The organism is Janthinobacterium sp. P210005 (genome assembly GCF_036231865.1).
In the GTDB taxonomy this organism is placed as follows: Bacteria; Pseudomonadota; Gammaproteobacteria; order Burkholderiales; family Burkholderiaceae_D; genus Janthinobacterium; species Janthinobacterium kumbetense.
In genome coordinates this window covers 1-13,794 of record NZ_JAZARC010000004.1, presented here as the reverse complement: position 1 = coordinate 13,794, position 13,794 = coordinate 1, and the positions used below count along the sequence as shown (strand labels likewise).

The 13,794-nt window shown below is 60.8% G+C and carries 13 protein-coding genes; 3 read left to right on the top strand and 10 right to left on the bottom strand.

The annotated features are described in order from the left end of the window. Positions 1-41 precede the first annotated feature (41 nt). The 7 genes from cobA to VPH40_RS16645 form a co-directional block, all read right to left on the bottom strand. Positions 42-806, bottom strand: a complete 765-nt coding sequence (gene cobA / locus VPH40_RS16675) for a uroporphyrinogen-III C-methyltransferase (protein WP_328573988.1) — start codon at positions 804-806, stop codon at positions 42-44. A 28-nt stretch (positions 807-834) separates the two neighbouring features. Further along, the gene (locus tag VPH40_RS16670; protein WP_328573987.1) at positions 835-2,151 is read right to left on the bottom strand and encodes a sulfate adenylyltransferase subunit 1; all 1,317 of its coding nucleotides are present in this window, start codon (positions 2,149-2,151) and stop codon (positions 835-837) included. After that, a complete protein-coding gene (cysD, locus tag VPH40_RS16665) occupies positions 2,151-3,062 on the bottom strand; it encodes a sulfate adenylyltransferase subunit CysD (protein ID WP_034782216.1) in 912 nt (303 codons plus the stop codon). Before cysD ends, VPH40_RS16670 begins: the two co-directional genes overlap by 1 nt. Before the next feature lie 40 nt (positions 3,063-3,102). Next, positions 3,103-3,819: a phosphoadenylyl-sulfate reductase gene (locus tag VPH40_RS16660; protein ID WP_099665034.1), complete on the bottom strand. Its 717-nt coding sequence runs from the start codon at positions 3,817-3,819 to the stop codon at positions 3,103-3,105. Positions 3,820-3,828: 9 nt separating this feature from the next. Continuing rightward, positions 3,829-4,389 carry a DUF934 domain-containing protein gene (locus VPH40_RS16655; RefSeq protein ID WP_328573986.1) on the bottom strand — a complete coding sequence of 187 codons (561 nt, stop codon included), beginning with the start codon at positions 4,387-4,389 and terminating at the stop codon, positions 3,829-3,831. Next, positions 4,382-6,070 carry a nitrite/sulfite reductase gene (locus VPH40_RS16650; protein WP_099665032.1) on the bottom strand — a complete coding sequence of 563 codons (1,689 nt, stop codon included), beginning with the start codon at positions 6,068-6,070 and terminating at the stop codon, positions 4,382-4,384. Before VPH40_RS16650 ends, VPH40_RS16655 begins: the two co-directional genes overlap by 8 nt. Positions 6,071-6,152: 82 nt before the next feature. Further along, positions 6,153-6,926: a sulfite exporter TauE/SafE family protein gene (locus tag VPH40_RS16645; protein ID WP_289906107.1), complete on the bottom strand. Its 774-nt coding sequence runs from the start codon at positions 6,924-6,926 to the stop codon at positions 6,153-6,155. Between the two features lie 160 nt (positions 6,927-7,086). On the opposite strand from VPH40_RS16645, the gene VPH40_RS16640 reads away from it, so the two are divergent. From VPH40_RS16640 to VPH40_RS16630, 3 genes are all read left to right on the top strand, one after another. Beyond that, complete coding sequence (locus VPH40_RS16640) at positions 7,087-8,028, top strand: CysB family HTH-type transcriptional regulator (protein ID WP_034751505.1); 942 nt, start codon at positions 7,087-7,089, stop codon at positions 8,026-8,028. Between the two features lie 61 nt (positions 8,029-8,089). Continuing rightward, positions 8,090-8,740: a class I SAM-dependent methyltransferase gene (locus tag VPH40_RS16635; protein WP_099665030.1), complete on the top strand. Its 651-nt coding sequence runs from the start codon at positions 8,090-8,092 to the stop codon at positions 8,738-8,740. Between the two features lie 185 nt (positions 8,741-8,925). Beyond that, on the top strand, positions 8,926-9,873 hold the full coding sequence (locus VPH40_RS16630; protein ID WP_046682561.1) for a porin: 948 nt from the start codon (positions 8,926-8,928) through the stop codon (positions 9,871-9,873). Between the two features lie 46 nt (positions 9,874-9,919). On the opposite strand, the gene VPH40_RS16625 is transcribed toward VPH40_RS16630, so the two are convergent. The 3 genes from VPH40_RS16625 to VPH40_RS16615 all read right to left on the bottom strand — a co-directional run bounded on the left by VPH40_RS16625 (position 9,920) and on the right by VPH40_RS16615 (position 13,394). Beyond that, a complete protein-coding gene (locus VPH40_RS16625; protein WP_328573985.1) occupies positions 9,920-11,110 on the bottom strand; it encodes a PAS domain-containing sensor histidine kinase in 1,191 nt (396 codons plus the stop codon). A gap of 164 nt (positions 11,111-11,274) precedes the next feature. Then, positions 11,275-12,033 (bottom strand): LytR/AlgR family response regulator transcription factor, encoded by a 759-nt coding sequence (locus VPH40_RS16620; RefSeq protein ID WP_034751497.1) that lies wholly within the window; start codon positions 12,031-12,033, stop codon positions 11,275-11,277. A 68-nt stretch (positions 12,034-12,101) separates the two neighbouring features. Continuing rightward, complete coding sequence (locus tag VPH40_RS16615) at positions 12,102-13,394, bottom strand: sensor histidine kinase (RefSeq protein ID WP_289906105.1); 1,293 nt, start codon at positions 13,392-13,394, stop codon at positions 12,102-12,104. Positions 13,395-13,794: the final 400 nt, after the last annotated feature.

Sequence of the window (13,794 nt, the reverse complement as noted above, 5' to 3'; positions counted from 1 at the left end):
CAGTTACTGACTTTAAAGTCGGTAAAATACGGTGTGTTTATTCAAGCATGGCGCGCCAGAATGGCGACCGCTGCTTCCGTGGCCTGGTGCGCGCGCGTGGCCATGGCGTCGCCCAGCATCACCAGCACGGGGCCGTGGGTGTCGCCCAGGCCATGCGCCAGGCTGCTCAGCGGCAGGCGCACGATGCGCTGGTCCGGGCGGCTGCAGTTTTCAATCACTACCACCGGGGTGTCGGCACGGCGGTCCTGGGCCAGCAGGCGCTGGGCCGTGGCGATGGCTTCGCGGCCACCCATGTATTGCACCAGGGTATCGCAGTCGGGAATGCGCGTCTGGTCCGGCTCGCCCGGCGCCGTGCTGGAAGTAAAGAAGGCGACGCTGCGCGACACGCCACGCTTGGTCAGCGGCTGCTGCGTCGCGGCCGCGGCCGCCAGGGCCGTGGTGATGCCGGGCACCACTTCGACGGCGATCCCCGCCTCTTCCAGCGCGCGCAATTCCTCGTCGGCGCGGCCGAACAGCATGGGATCGCCCCCTTTCAGGCGCACGACGACGGCGTGCTTGCGCGCGTTGTCGACCAGTTGCTTGTTGATGAAGGCCTGCGCCGTCGACAACTGGCCGCAGCGCTTGCCGACCAGGATTTTTTGCGCCTGCGGGCACAGCTCCAGCATCTCTTCGGTGACCAGCGCGTCGTGCAGCACGACGTCCGCTTGCGCCAGCAGGCGCGCGCCGCGCAAGGTCATCAGGTCTTGCGCGCCGGGGCCGGCGCCGACCAGGTAAACCTTGCCGGGGAGAGATGGGGAGCTGTTCATATGGCTGCCTTTCCTGGACGATACGGGGTTAGAGCCGGACCATGCCGGCCGCGACCGTCTGGTGGGTCACTTCATCGATCAGGATAAACGCGCCCGTGGCGCGGATATCGGCATACGCGTCGGCCGCCAGCGCCTGCTGCACGTTCAGGCTGATGCGGGCGATGTCGTTCAGCTTCAAGCCTTCGGCCGGGTGGCGCTGCTGCGTGTTGATGTCGAGGATAGATTCGATCGCCGTCACCTTGGCCGCCGTCTGTTTCGTGCCGTGCTTGATCCAGTACTTGCGGCGCAGGTCCAGCGCGTCTTCCGACAGCCAGCACACGTCGGCCACCACCTGTTTCAGCAGGGTGGCAGGGCGATCGTTGCTTGCCAGCAAGTCACCGCGCGAGATATCCAGGTATTCATTGAGCAGCAGGGTCACGGACTGGCCCACCACGGCCGTCGGCAGCGAGCCGTCCAGGGTGACGATATCCTTGACGGTGGCCGTCTGGCCCGATGGCTGCACCACGAGGGTGTCGCCGATGTTGACCTTGCCCGCCTCGATACGGCCCATGTAGCCGCGGAAGTCGTTCGCTTCGTGGCCATTGTGGCGCGCCACCAGCTGCACGGGGAAGCGGAACGGCGTGTCGTGCGATTCGTCGTAGACGGACAGCGATTCGAGCAGCTCGATCAGGGTCGGACCCGTGTACCAGCCCAGCTTGTCGCCGCGTTCGACGACATTGTCGCCCGTCAAGGCAGACAGGGGGATCGGCGTGATGTCCTTCAAGCCCAGCGACTGGGCGAATTCGCGGTAGGCGGCGACGATGCGGTTGTACACCGTTTCATCGTAGTCGACCAGGTCCATCTTGTTGACGGCCACGACCACGTGCTCGATCTGCAGCAAATGGGCGATCGTCGAATGGCGTTTGGTCTGGATCAACAGTTCCACGCTGCCATCGTCACCCAGTTTGACTTTCGACACGTCGATCAGGATGATGACGGCGTCGGCGGTCGATGCACCGGTGACCATGTTGCGCGTGTATTGCTCGTGGCCGGGCGTGTCGGCGATGATGAATTTGCGTTTCGGCGTGGCAAAGTAACGGTAAGCCACGTCGATGGTGATGCCTTGCTCGCGTTCCGCTTCCAGGCCGTCCGTCAGCAGCGACAGGTCGACCGTGTCGCCCACCGTGCGCTTGTGCTTGGAGCGCGACATGGCGTCGAGCTGGTCGGCGAAGATGCCCTTGCTGTCGAACAGCAAACGGCCGATCAGGGTGCTCTTGCCGTCATCGACGGAACCGGCCGTGATGAAGCGCAACATGCCGCGTTCGACGCTGTCGGTGAGATTGGTGTTCTGGATTGCTGCGTTCATTAGAAATACCCTGCTTTCTTGCGTTTTTCCATCGAGGCTTCGGACGTCTGGTCATCCATGCGGGTGGCGCCCCGTTCCGTGATTTGCGTGATTGCCGTTTCGGCGATGATGGCGTCGACCGTCGCCGCATCCGACGACACGGGGCAGGTGCACGAAATATCGCCCACCGTGCGGAAGCGCACGACTTGCGTTTCCACCGTCTCGCCTTCGCGCGGCGGCGTCAAATCCGTCAGCGGCACCAATAAACCGTTGCGCGGGATCACCTGGCGCTCGTGCGCGAAGTAGATCGGCGGCAATTCCAGTTGCTCGCGGGCGATGTATTGCCACACGTCAAGTTCGGTCCAGTTCGAGATGGGGAAGACGCGCATGTTTTCACCGGGATGCACGCGGGTGTTATACAGGTCCCACAGTTCCGGACGCTGGGCTTTCGGATCCCAGGCGCCGAATTCGTCGCGGAAGGAAAAGATGCGTTCCTTGGCGCGGGCCTTTTCCTCGTCGCGGCGGGCGCCGCCGATGCAGGCGTCAAAACCGTGTTCGGCGATGGTTTCCAGCAAGGTCACGGCTTGCGCCGCATTGCGCGAATCCGTGGCCGGGTTGCGCAGGCGCACGGTGCCGCGCTTGATCGAGTCTTCCACGGAGCCGACGATCAGGCGCTCGCCCAGTTCCGCCACCTTCTTGTCGCGGAAAGTGATGACTTCCGGGAAGTTGTGGCCCGTGTCGATATGCACGAGGGGAAACGGGAACTTGCCTGGGCGGAAGGCTTTCTCGGCCAAACGCAGCAGGACGACGGAATCCTTGCCGCCGGAAAACAGCAGCGCAGGGTTGGCCGATTCGGCCGCCACTTCGCGCATGATGTGGATTGCTTCCGATTCAAGGCTGTCGAGGTGACGCTGGTTCAAAATATTGCTCATATAGGGTGCTTTCTTGTTCTGCTGTATCTGTTGTGTCTGATCAAGCTGCCACGGATTTGATGCGTATCAATTTGCCGTCCACCATGTGCAGGCCGCATTCCTTGGAATCCGGGTTTTCCCACCACCAGCGTCCGGCGCGCACATCTTCGCCCGGCTGCACTGCCCGCGTGCACGGTTCGCAGCCGATCGACGGATAGCCCTGGTCGTGCAGCGCGTTGTAGGGCACGTCGTTGGCGCGGATATAGGCCCACACGTCTTCTTCCGACCAGTCGGCCAGCGGATTGAATTTCGTCATGCCATGCGCGGCGTCCTCTTCCTGCACGTGCAGTTCGGCGCGCGTGGTGGACTGGGCGCGGCGCTGTCCCGTGACCCAGGCCTTGTTGCCGGCCAGGGCGCGGCCCAGCGGTTCGACCTTGCGGATGCGGCAGCATTCGCGGCGCATTTCGACACTATTGTAGAACGCGTTCAGGCCATTCTGTTCCACGTAGGCGGCCACGGCTTCCGGCTGCGGGCGGTACAGGGTGATGTCGTGCGCGTAGCGGGTTTTCACCTTGTCGAGCACGGCCAGGGTTTCCTGGTGCAGCCGGCCCGTTTCCAGGGAAAAGATGCCGATGGGCAGCTTCGCCTTGAGAATCATGTCGGTCAGCACCATGTCTTCGGCTGCCAGGCTGGACGCGAACACGGCCGGCGAAAAATCCGCGGCGATGCGTGTCAACGTTTGCTCGGTGGCGTGTATCAAAGAAGTCAAATCGCTCATGATGGGCCCTCAGATGCCGGCCGCGTTGTCGAGGTCAGGATTCTGGCCTTCGCGCTGGTGGCGGCGGAACAGCGGCGATTTTTGATCCCACGACGCCTGGTAGGTTTCCGAAAAGACAGACAAACCTTTCAGCGCGTCATGGATGCTGCGGTCCGGGCGCGTTGCATACGCATCGAAACCGACCCTGTGCATGGAAAACAGCTGGTCGCGCAACACGTCGCCGATGGCGCGCAATTCCCCTTGGAAACCCAGGCGGGCGCGCAGGTTGAAGGCGATGGAATAGCCGCGGCCATCCGTGAATTTCGGGAAATCCACGCCGATGACGGGCAGTTGCGCCACGTCGGCCGCCAGTTCTTCCGGGCGCTCGTCGCTGGCCAGCCACACGCCGATGTCGGGCAGGCGCGCGGCCAGGGTTGCGCGCTGGGCTTGCCAAACGAGCAGGGGCACGATGACCTTGCCGGCCGGAACGACCACCGTTTCCGGCGTGTCGTTTTCATCGAGGTGCAGCAAGCCCCAGGTATTCGGCACCACGGCGGCGTTCTTGATGATTTCTTCGCGTACTTCAAACATATTCGTCTTCTCCCACCAGGTTGCCGACGGTGATCGGCGTTGCATATACGTGTTCCTTGAACGGCGCCAGGCCCAGGCGCTGGGCCGTGTCGACGAAGCGCTCGCCTTCGTGGCGGTCGCGCACGTAGACGTGCAGCAGGCGGCCGATGACTTCAGGCATCTGCAGGGAAGAGAACGATGGTCCGATGATCTTGCCGATGGCCGCATTATTGCCTTGCGCGCCGCCAATCGACACTTGATACCATTCGCTGCCATCCTTGTCGACGCCGAGGATGCCGATGCTGCCCACGTGGTGGTGGCCGCAGGCATTGATGCAGCCGGAAATATTCAGTTCGATTTCGCCGATGTCGTGCTGGAAGTCGATGCTGTCGAAGCGTTCCGCGATGGCGGCCGCGATCGGCAAGGACTTGGCGTTGGCCAGCGAGCAGAAGTCGCCGCCGGGGCAGCAGATCATGTCCGTCAGCAAACCGATGTTCGGCGTGGCCAGGCCGTGCGCCTTGGCTTCTTGCCACAGTGCAAAGAGTTTCGATTGCTCCACGTCGGCCAGCACCAGGTTTTGCTCGTGCGTCACGCGCAGTTCGCCAAAGCTGTAGCGGTCGGCCAGGTCGGCCACGAAGTCGATCTGCTCGGCCGTCGCGTCGCCCGGCGGCACGCCGGTCTTCTTCAGGGACAGCACCACGGCCACGTAGCCGGGGCGCTGGTGCGGCTTGACGTTGCGCGCCAGCCAGTTCACATACGCCTTGTTGTCCGCGTGTTCGGCCTTGTAGTCGAGTTCCGGCAGGGTCAGGTAGGCGGGCGGATTGAAGAAGTCCGCCACGCGCTGCATTTCCTCGGCGCTCAAGGTTTCCGGACCATCCTTCAGATCGACCCACTCCGCTTCCACCTGGCGCGTGAATTCTTCCACGCCGATGGCTTTCAACAGGATCTTGATGCGCGCCTTGTATTTGTTGTCGCGGCGGCCGTGCAAGTTGTACACGCGCATGATGGCCTGGATGTAGGTCAGCAAGTGCTGCCACGGCAGGAACTCGCGCACGACGCTTCCCAGGATCGGGGTGCGGCCCATGCCGCCGCCGGCCATGACCTTGAAGCCCACTTCGCCGGCCGCATTGCGCACGGCCGTCAAGCCGATATCGTGCACGGCGATGGCGGCGCGGTCTTCCTCGGCGCCATTGATGGCGACCTTGAACTTGCGGGGCAGGGCGATGAACTCGGGGTGGAAGGTGCTCCACTGGCGCAAGACTTCCGCGTACGGGCGCGGATCGATGATTTCATCGGCCGCGACGCCGGCGAACGGGTCCGATGTTGTATTACGGATACAGTTGCCCGAGGTCTGGATCGCGTGCATTTCCACGGATGCCAGGTCCGTCAGGATATCGGGCGTTTGCTCCAGCTCAATCCAGTTGAACTGGATGTTCTGGCGCGTCGTGAAGTGGCCATAGCCGCGGTCGTATTTGCGCGCGATGTGCGCGAACATGCGCATCTGCTTCGACGACAGCAAGCCGTACGGCACGGCGATGCGCAGCATGTAGGCGTGGCGCTGCATGTACAGGCCGTTTTGCAGGCGCAGCGGAATGAATTCCTCTTCCGTCAGTTCATTGGCGATACGGCGCGCAACCTGGTCTCGGTACTGGGCGATGCGTTCTTTGATGATGAGGTGGTCGTACTGATCGTAATGGTACATATCAATTCCTAAAAAAGCCGGGGTGCTGGAAGATTGCCTGGGATTATGTTCTTGATACTGTTCGTGTCACATGGTCGGTCAATTAATAGATTAGCTTCACTGCCACGCCGGTCAAGGTCATCGCCAGCAGCACTCTTAAAAACTTTTCCGGCACGGAGCGGGCGACCCAGGAACCGAGCGTGATGCCGGGCAAGGAGCCGACCAGCAAGGAGGCCAGCAATTCCCAGTGGATGGAACCGAGCCACCAGTGGCCGAGGGCGGCGATGGCCGTCAGGGGCACGGCGTAGGCGATATCGGTGCCGGCCACTTCGGCCGAGCTCATGCGGGGATACAGCATCACCAGCAAGGTGGCGCCGATGGCGCCGGCGCCGATCGACGACACCGTCACCAGCACGCCCAGGACGGCGCCGGAAATAATGGTCGCGGCGGCAAGCTTGTTGCCTTGTAATTGTTTCTCGGGGTGGGCATTGATCCAAGCCAGCATGCGGCCCTTGAAGATCAGCGCCACGACGGTCAGCAGCACGGAGCCGGCGATCGAGTAACGGATGATCTGGCCGATTTCCGGCGACAGGGTGCCGAACGATTTCAGCGCCAGGGTCGAGACGACGGCGGCGGGCAGGGCGCCGATGCACAGGCGCTTGACGATATCCCAGCGGATGGTGCCGCGCAGACGGTGCGTCAGCGTGCCGGCGCTCTTGGTGATCGAGGCGAAGGCCAGGTCGGTGCCCACGGCCACGGAAGGCGGCACGCCAAACAGCAAGGTTAACAGCGGCGTCATCAGCGAACCGCCGCCCACGCCGGTCATTCCTACGAGTAATCCTACGGCAAATCCTGAGACTATATAAGACAAAGTCATGCTTTCACCCCCAAAGTACCCGCAATAGTAATAAACTTGGCGTTTAATCCAAACTACTAAGTACGCATTTGCTTATATGCGATATGCGTATATGCATGAACGCAAAATCATGGGTGGGGCGGAAACTCGGCAAATCACGGCAATCTAGGGCAAACCAGCAATGAATCTCCATCAACTGCGCTTCGTGCGCGAAGCGGTCCGGCAGAATTACAACCTGACGGACGCCGCCAAGGCCTTGTTTACGTCGCAACCGGGCGTGTCGAAAGCCATCATCGAGCTGGAGGAAGAACTGGGCGTGGATATTTTTACGCGCCACGGCAAGCGCATCCGCGGCTTGACGGAGCCGGGCCGCCTAGTGCTGGAATCGGTCGAGCTGATCATGCAGGAAATCGACAGCATGAAGCGCATCGGCAAGGAGTTCGCGGCGCAGGACAGCGGCAGCTTTACCATTGCCACCACGCATACGCAGGCGCGCTACACCTTGCCCAAGGTGGTGCAAGCCTTCATGCTGAAGTTCCCGAAGGTAAGATTGTCGTTACTGCAAGGCAATCCGCGCCAGATCGCCGAAATGGTGCAGCGCGACCAGGCCGACCTGGCCATCGCCACGGAATCGATCGCCGCCATCGATGGCTTGATCACCTTGCCCTGCTATCAATGGGAGCATGTGGTGGTGGTGCCGGTCGACCATCCGCTGCTCAAGTCGAAGTCCGTGACCCTGGAAGAAATCGCCGCTTTCCCTTTGATTACCTATGACAGCGCGTTCGCCGGACGCAACAAGATCGACCATGCTTTCGTGCTGCGCGGCCTGAAGCCGGACATCTTGCTGGAGGCCATCGATGCGGACGTGATCAAGACTTATGTCGAGTTGGGCATGGGGATTGGTATCATAGCGGGTATGGCCTTCGATGCCGAGCGCGACAAAGGCTTGCGCGCCATCCCTGTCGGCCACCTGTTCGGCATGAATGTGTCGCGCGTGGCCGTCAAGCAAGGCGCGTATTTGCGCAGCTATATCTACACCTTTATCGAGTTGCTGACGCCGACCTTGAACCGCAAGCTCATCGAGCAGGCGATGAGCGGTGATAAAGAGCACTACGAACTATAACAATGCATGAAGTCGGCCGGGCGAGGTGCCTGGCCAAGATTATTTAAGAAGAGAAGAAACAATGATTACCGATCAGCTTGCCAAATATTACGCCACCATCGCGCAGCAGTACGAGCGCGTCTATGACAAGCCCGAACGCCAGGAAGACCTGGAAGTGTTGCGCGACAAGGTCGCCGACGTGCTGGAAGGCCACACCGTGCTGGAACTGGCTTGCGGCACCGGTTACTGGACGGAAGTGGTCGCCGAGTCGGCCGAGTCCGTGCTGGCCACCGATATCAACGATGAAATGCTGGCGCTGGCCCAGGCACGCGGCTTGCCCGACAACGTGACCTTCGCCAAGCTCGACGCATTCAATCTGCCGGACGATCTGCTGGGCAAGTTCACGGCCGTGTTCGCCGGTTTCTGGTGGTCGCACGTCAAGCGCGAAGACCAGGACAAATACCTGAAGCAATTGCGCAGCAAGCTGGGCAAGGACATCCTGCTGGTGCTGATCGACAATTCCTATGTCGACGGCAGCAGCACGGTCATCGCGCGCACCGATCTGGAAGGCAATACCCACCAGTTCCGCACGACGGAGGGGGGTGAACGCTATGAAGTGCTGAAGAATTTCCCGTCGGATAGCCACCTGCGCAAGAAGTTTGCCCACTCGGCCCGCGAAATCCGCATGAAGCGCCTGGAATACTACTGGCTGCTGAGCTGCCGCCTGAAGTAAGGCAGTCACGGCAATACAAGCCGCCCTCGGGCGGTTTTTTTTCGCCTGTTGTTTTTATTTAACAAGACATTGTGCTAAAAAACAACATCTTGTCGATGTCATATTGTTGAAGTATTTGGTGGGCATGATTCGGTTCAGCAGCTAAGCAGCACCACTCTTGTCCAACCTAATGTAGAGAATCTCAAGTGAAAAAAATTACTCTGGCAGCATTGATCATCGGCACCTTCGCAGCAGCTACGGCACAAGCACAATCGAACGTCACCGTGTACGGCCTGGTTGACCTCGGTATTGCCAAGACCACTGGCCAGCCGACGGTACAACGCGAAAACAATGCGTCGCGCCTCGGTTTCAAGGGTACGGAAGATCTGGGTGGCGGCCTGTCCGCAATTTTCAACCTGGAAAGTGAATTCCTGGCAGACACCGGCGCGCAAAAAGGCGTGTTGTTCGACCGTCAAGCGTATGTGGGCTTGAAAGGCGCGTTTGGTACCGCCATCCTGGGCCGCACCAAGAATCTGGTCGATGGCACCATCGCCCGCGTCGATCCGTTCAACACCTACGGCGTGGTCGGCAAGAACAATGAAACCTTGCTGCGTTCGGGCGTCGGTTCGTCGCGCGTCAACAATGCCGTGACCTACAACAGCCCAAGCTTTGAAGGTTTCGTGGGCAGCCTGCAATACGTGTTGAGCGAAGTCAACAGCGCTGACGCAGGCGTGATTGGCCTGGCAACCTACGACAACGGCCCGATCAGCTTGCACGCCGGCTACGAAAAAGCCGTGCAAGCAACGGCAACGGCCGCCAAGCCTGACCTGTGGTCCATCGGTGGCGGCTATAAATTCGGCCCGGCCAAGATCACGGCCGCCTACTCGAAAGGCGACACCAAGGTAGCCACGACTGGTGAATTCAAGTCCTACCTGATCGGCCTGAACTACACGGTTGGCGGCGGCGATGCCAAAGTGTCGTATGGCAAGCAAGAGCAAAGCAACAACAAGTTCAAGGATCAGGACACCATCAAGGAATTCGGCGTCGGCTACGACTACCACCTGTCGAAGCGCACCGACGTGTACGCTTACGCTGGCCGCGAGCGCGTGAAGTCGCTGACCTCGTACCAGATCGGCCTGGCACACAAGTTCTAAGCATCGTTCGATGTGACGACGTGAAAGGCGCCTGCGGGCGCCTTTTTTATTGCATCGCCGCCGCTGCCGCCTCCGCATGCATGGGCAGCGAGATGTCGATGCGCGTGCCGCCCAGTTCGCTGTCGGCGCCGATATGGATGCTGCCGTTCAAGCCCCACACCCGTTCGCGCATGCCCAGCAAGCCCAGGGCCGTGGCTTTTTCCAGGTCGTGTTCGGCAATCCCGCGGCCGTCATCCTGGATGGTGATGGCCAGCGAGGAATCGATGCGGTGCAGGGCGATGGTGATGTGGCTGGCCTCGGCATGGCGCGCGATATTCGTCAGCGCTTCCTGCACGATGCGGTAGATGGCCGTGCTGCGCGCATCGTCGAGCACGAGGTCGGCCTCGTCGGCCAGCAAGTCGAAATGGATGGCGCGGCGCAGCAGGAAGTCGTGGCGCAGTTTTTGCAGCGCAAAATACAATCCCCCTTCATCGAGCGCGCGCGGACGCAGGTTGCTGGCGATGCGTCGCAACGAGGTGATGGCCGTCACCAGCAAGCCATCCATGCTGTGCAGCAGCGCTTGCAGGGACTCGGTGGTGTCCGTGTGCTGGCGCACCAGGGTCAGGTCGACGCGTAAGGTGGCCAGCAATTGCCCCAGGTCATCATGCAATTCGCGCGCGATATGCTTGCGCTCCTCTTCGCGGATGGATTGCAGCGCACTCGACAATTCGCGCAGTTGCGAGAAGGAGCGGGCCAGCTGTTCATGCATCTGCTGGCGCGCGCTGATGTCGCGCACGATGATGGTAAACACGCTATGGCCGTCTTCCTGCATGGCCGAGAGCGAGCCTTCGAGGGGAAACATGAGGCCATCGCTGCGCCGTCCCGTCAGCGTGTAATCGGTGGCGCGCCGGCCCGTCAGGCGCAGCTCCTGGCTGATGTCGCCAAACGGCGGATCGCCATCGTGCTTGCCCAGGCCGCCCAGGGTGCGCAAGTCGCGCAGGATGTAGTGGCCCAGGCGCATGCCGCGCATGCCGGCCGGCGTGTCGTCGAACAATCTGGCCGCCGCCGCATTCGCATGCAGGATGATTTGCCCGCTGTCGATGCTGATGAAGGCGTCGCTGGCGCTGTCGATGATGGCCTGGCCACGCGCCTGCCGCTGCCGGCGGGCTTTCAGTGGAGGAAACAAGCACAGCAAAAGCACCGCCGCCATGCCTAGCGGCAGGATACGCAGCAGTGTCGAACTGCCTCGGTCAGGCATGGGATTCTCCTTGCGAACGTGAACGAAGGCAGGCAAGACAGGAGTGGCGGACAGGACTTGATATAGCCTATGCCTGTTGGCGCGGCGTGGCTTGATGTGGCGCAGGAAGGGGAAAGAAGAGGGACGCGCGCCGCGCCGGCCTGGGCCGGGCGGCGGCGGAAGACTTACATTTGCTTGAACAGGTGCAAGAAGCTGCGGCTCACTTCGAGCTTGTCGGACTTGCCTTTGATGAGCACCAGGTGGCGGCCGCGGATGTCGCGCGTCACGCCTTCGATGGCATTCACGTTGACCAGGGTGGCGCGGTGGATTTGCCAGAACAGCGAAGGATCGAGCTCTTCGGCCAGGTCGCGCACGGGCTTGCGGATCAGCGCCTCGTACTTGGCGGTCTGCACGCAGGTGTATTTCTCGTCAGAACGGAAGAACAGGATCTCTTCCACGGGGATCATGCGCAAGTCCTGGCCGATGCTGGCCTGTATCCATTGCAGGTAGGTGGGCTTGGCCGTGATTTTTTCCGCCAGCTGCGACAGCATGGCCGTGACGCTGCTGTTGACGTCCAGGGCCGGCTTGTTCAAGTGCGTTTTCAGGCGCTCCACGGTGACCAGCAAGCGCTCATGCTCGGGTGGCTTGAGCACGTAGTCGACGGCGCCCCGCTCGAAGGCTTCGACGGCGTGGCTATCGTAGGCCGTGACGAAGACGATATGCGTCTTGCTGCCGATCACTTGCGCCGCTTCCATGCCCGTCTTGCCCGGCATGCGGATATCGAGGAAGGCAAAGTCCGGTTTCAGTTGTTCCACCAGTTCGATCGCTTCGTCGCCATTCTTGGCTTCGCCGATGATTTCCAGTTCAGGCCAGGCTTGGCCCAGGCGCAGGCGCAGCTGGTCGCGCATCAGTCTTTCGTCGTCGGCAATAATAGCGGTAGGCATAGGTCTCAAGTGTGAACAGGCGAAGATTGATTATTCAATGATTTAGCGTTTTTATCAACTACTCTGTCTTATTTGGACAATTGATATGGCACTTCGATCACGGCGCACACGCCGGACGGTTGATTTGGCGTAATGGTCAGGCTGCCCTGGTCGCCGTGCAACAGCTTCAGGCGCTCGCGGATGGTGGGCAAACCCAGTCCCGTGCCATCGCTGGGCACCACGCCAAAGCCCAGGCCGTCATCGGTCACCGTCACGCGCAGCTTGCTGTGCGCCACTTCGGCCACGATGCGCAGGGTGCCGCCCTCCGGTTTGACTTCCAGGCCATGCTTGATGGCATTTTCCACCATCGATTGCAGCATCATGGGCGGGAAGGCGGCGCTGCGCAGGCCGTCGGGAATCTGGAAGTCGACGGTCAGGCGTTCTTCCATGCGCATTTTCAGCAGGTTCAAGTACGCTTGCACCATGTCCGCTTCACGGCCCAGGTTGGTAATCAGGGCGTTGTCGCGCATTTGCGGCAGCACGGCGCGCAGATACTGGATCAGGCTGCGTTGCATCTTGGCCGCGCGCGGCGGGTCGACCTGGATCAGGTGTTCGACGGAAGCGAGCGTGTTGAACAGGAAATGCGGCTCGACCTGGGCTTGCATCATCTGCATCTTCGCTTCGCTGAGCTGGCGCTGCATGGATTCGCGCTCGGCGGCCTCGTTTGCCGTGACGGTTTCCGCTTCCGCGCGTTTCTTGCCGCCGACCAAGGCCTTCATGGCGAACAGGGCCAATACCAGCAAGGACACAAAGCTCTTGAACCAGGTCGAGGCTTGCTGGTGATAGCGCGACACTTTTTGTTCTGCCGCATCATCGACGGCTTCTTCGATGGCATTCGACAATTCCTCACCGATTTGCGGCGGCAGTTCAATATGGACTTCTTCGCCCGAGGCATTCGTCGTTACTGGGTAGCTGGGCTTGGCGGGGGCGGCCGGCGGTTCCGGCGGCGCCGGCGGCACGGCGTTTGCGTGCTCGTCCGCCTCGGCGGCATCGGCCGGCTCGCTGGCCGCATCTGTCGTGCTGCTGCGCCGGTTCTTGCTGTTGCGGGGATTGAAATGGATGCCCGTATCGTCGATCAGGATATTGGTTTCACCCGAGCCCTTGCTGCTGCGCTTGTGCGACTTGATGACCACTTCTTCATTCTGACTGGACGAGAACAGTTCATCTTGCAAAATGGAACCGGCGATCAGGGCCAGCGCAGCGAACAGGAAGAATTTCCACCAGGACAGTTGGGTGACCCAGGTCGTCGTCGCGTCGAATGCCCGTTGCAACCAAGCGAGGATGGTTTTCAACAATTGGGGCAGGCTGGAAATCGGAAGCATGGGGGCACTTTCAAGTACAAGAGTTAATCGACGCAGCGGGCAAGTTTAACCTCTTGTTGAGCCGCGTCAGAGTCTGATGTTGCCACTGTGCCTAAAGACCACGAACTACGCCAGCCGATTGCGACAGGCTGCACAAAAAGGCGCTTGAAGTGAAGACAAGGCTTGCTGGGCCGTGAGAGCGGGGAAATAGCGCTTGCGGAGAGTTCAGGGCACGGCTATAATTCGCCCCCTCGCTGAACGACGCATGCAAATGCAGAGTGAGACGAGAAAAGAAGGAGTTGACGGACGTAGCAAATTGCTTCATACTCTTCCTTCTTCGCAGCTGACAAACACAACGCTTTGTCGATAGCGCGAAAGCAGTACCGAATACAGTTCTTTAACAATTAACAGTCGATAAGTG

What these genes read in the sequence shown, in the direction of transcription:
- cobA (WP_328573988.1), bottom strand. Translation starts at nt 806, where the DNA reads ATGAACAGCTCCCCATCTCTCCCCGGCAAGGTTTACCTGGTCGGCGCC.
- VPH40_RS16640 (WP_034751505.1), top strand. Translation starts at nt 7,087, where the DNA reads ATGAATCTCCATCAACTGCGCTTCGTGCGCGAAGCGGTCCGGCAGAAT.
- VPH40_RS16615 (WP_289906105.1), bottom strand. Translation starts at nt 13,394, where the DNA reads ATGCTTCCGATTTCCAGCCTGCCCCAATTGTTGAAAACCATCCTCGCT.
- VPH40_RS16670 (WP_328573987.1), bottom strand. Translation starts at nt 2,151, where the DNA reads ATGAACGCAGCAATCCAGAACACCAATCTCACCGACAGCGTCGAACGC.
- VPH40_RS16620 (WP_034751497.1), bottom strand. Translation starts at nt 12,033, where the DNA reads ATGCCTACCGCTATTATTGCCGACGACGAAAGACTGATGCGCGACCAG.
- cysD (WP_034782216.1), bottom strand. Translation starts at nt 3,062, where the DNA reads ATGAGCAATATTTTGAACCAGCGTCACCTCGACAGCCTTGAATCGGAA.
- VPH40_RS16655 (WP_328573986.1), bottom strand. Translation starts at nt 4,389, where the DNA reads ATGTTTGAAGTACGCGAAGAAATCATCAAGAACGCCGCCGTGGTGCCG.
- VPH40_RS16625 (WP_328573985.1), bottom strand. Translation starts at nt 11,110, where the DNA reads ATGCCTGACCGAGGCAGTTCGACACTGCTGCGTATCCTGCCGCTAGGC.
- VPH40_RS16635 (WP_099665030.1), top strand. Translation starts at nt 8,090, where the DNA reads ATGATTACCGATCAGCTTGCCAAATATTACGCCACCATCGCGCAGCAG.
- VPH40_RS16645 (WP_289906107.1), bottom strand. Translation starts at nt 6,926, where the DNA reads ATGACTTTGTCTTATATAGTCTCAGGATTTGCCGTAGGATTACTCGTA.
- VPH40_RS16660 (WP_099665034.1), bottom strand. Translation starts at nt 3,819, where the DNA reads ATGAGCGATTTGACTTCTTTGATACACGCCACCGAGCAAACGTTGACA.
- VPH40_RS16650 (WP_099665032.1), bottom strand. Translation starts at nt 6,070, where the DNA reads ATGTACCATTACGATCAGTACGACCACCTCATCATCAAAGAACGCATC.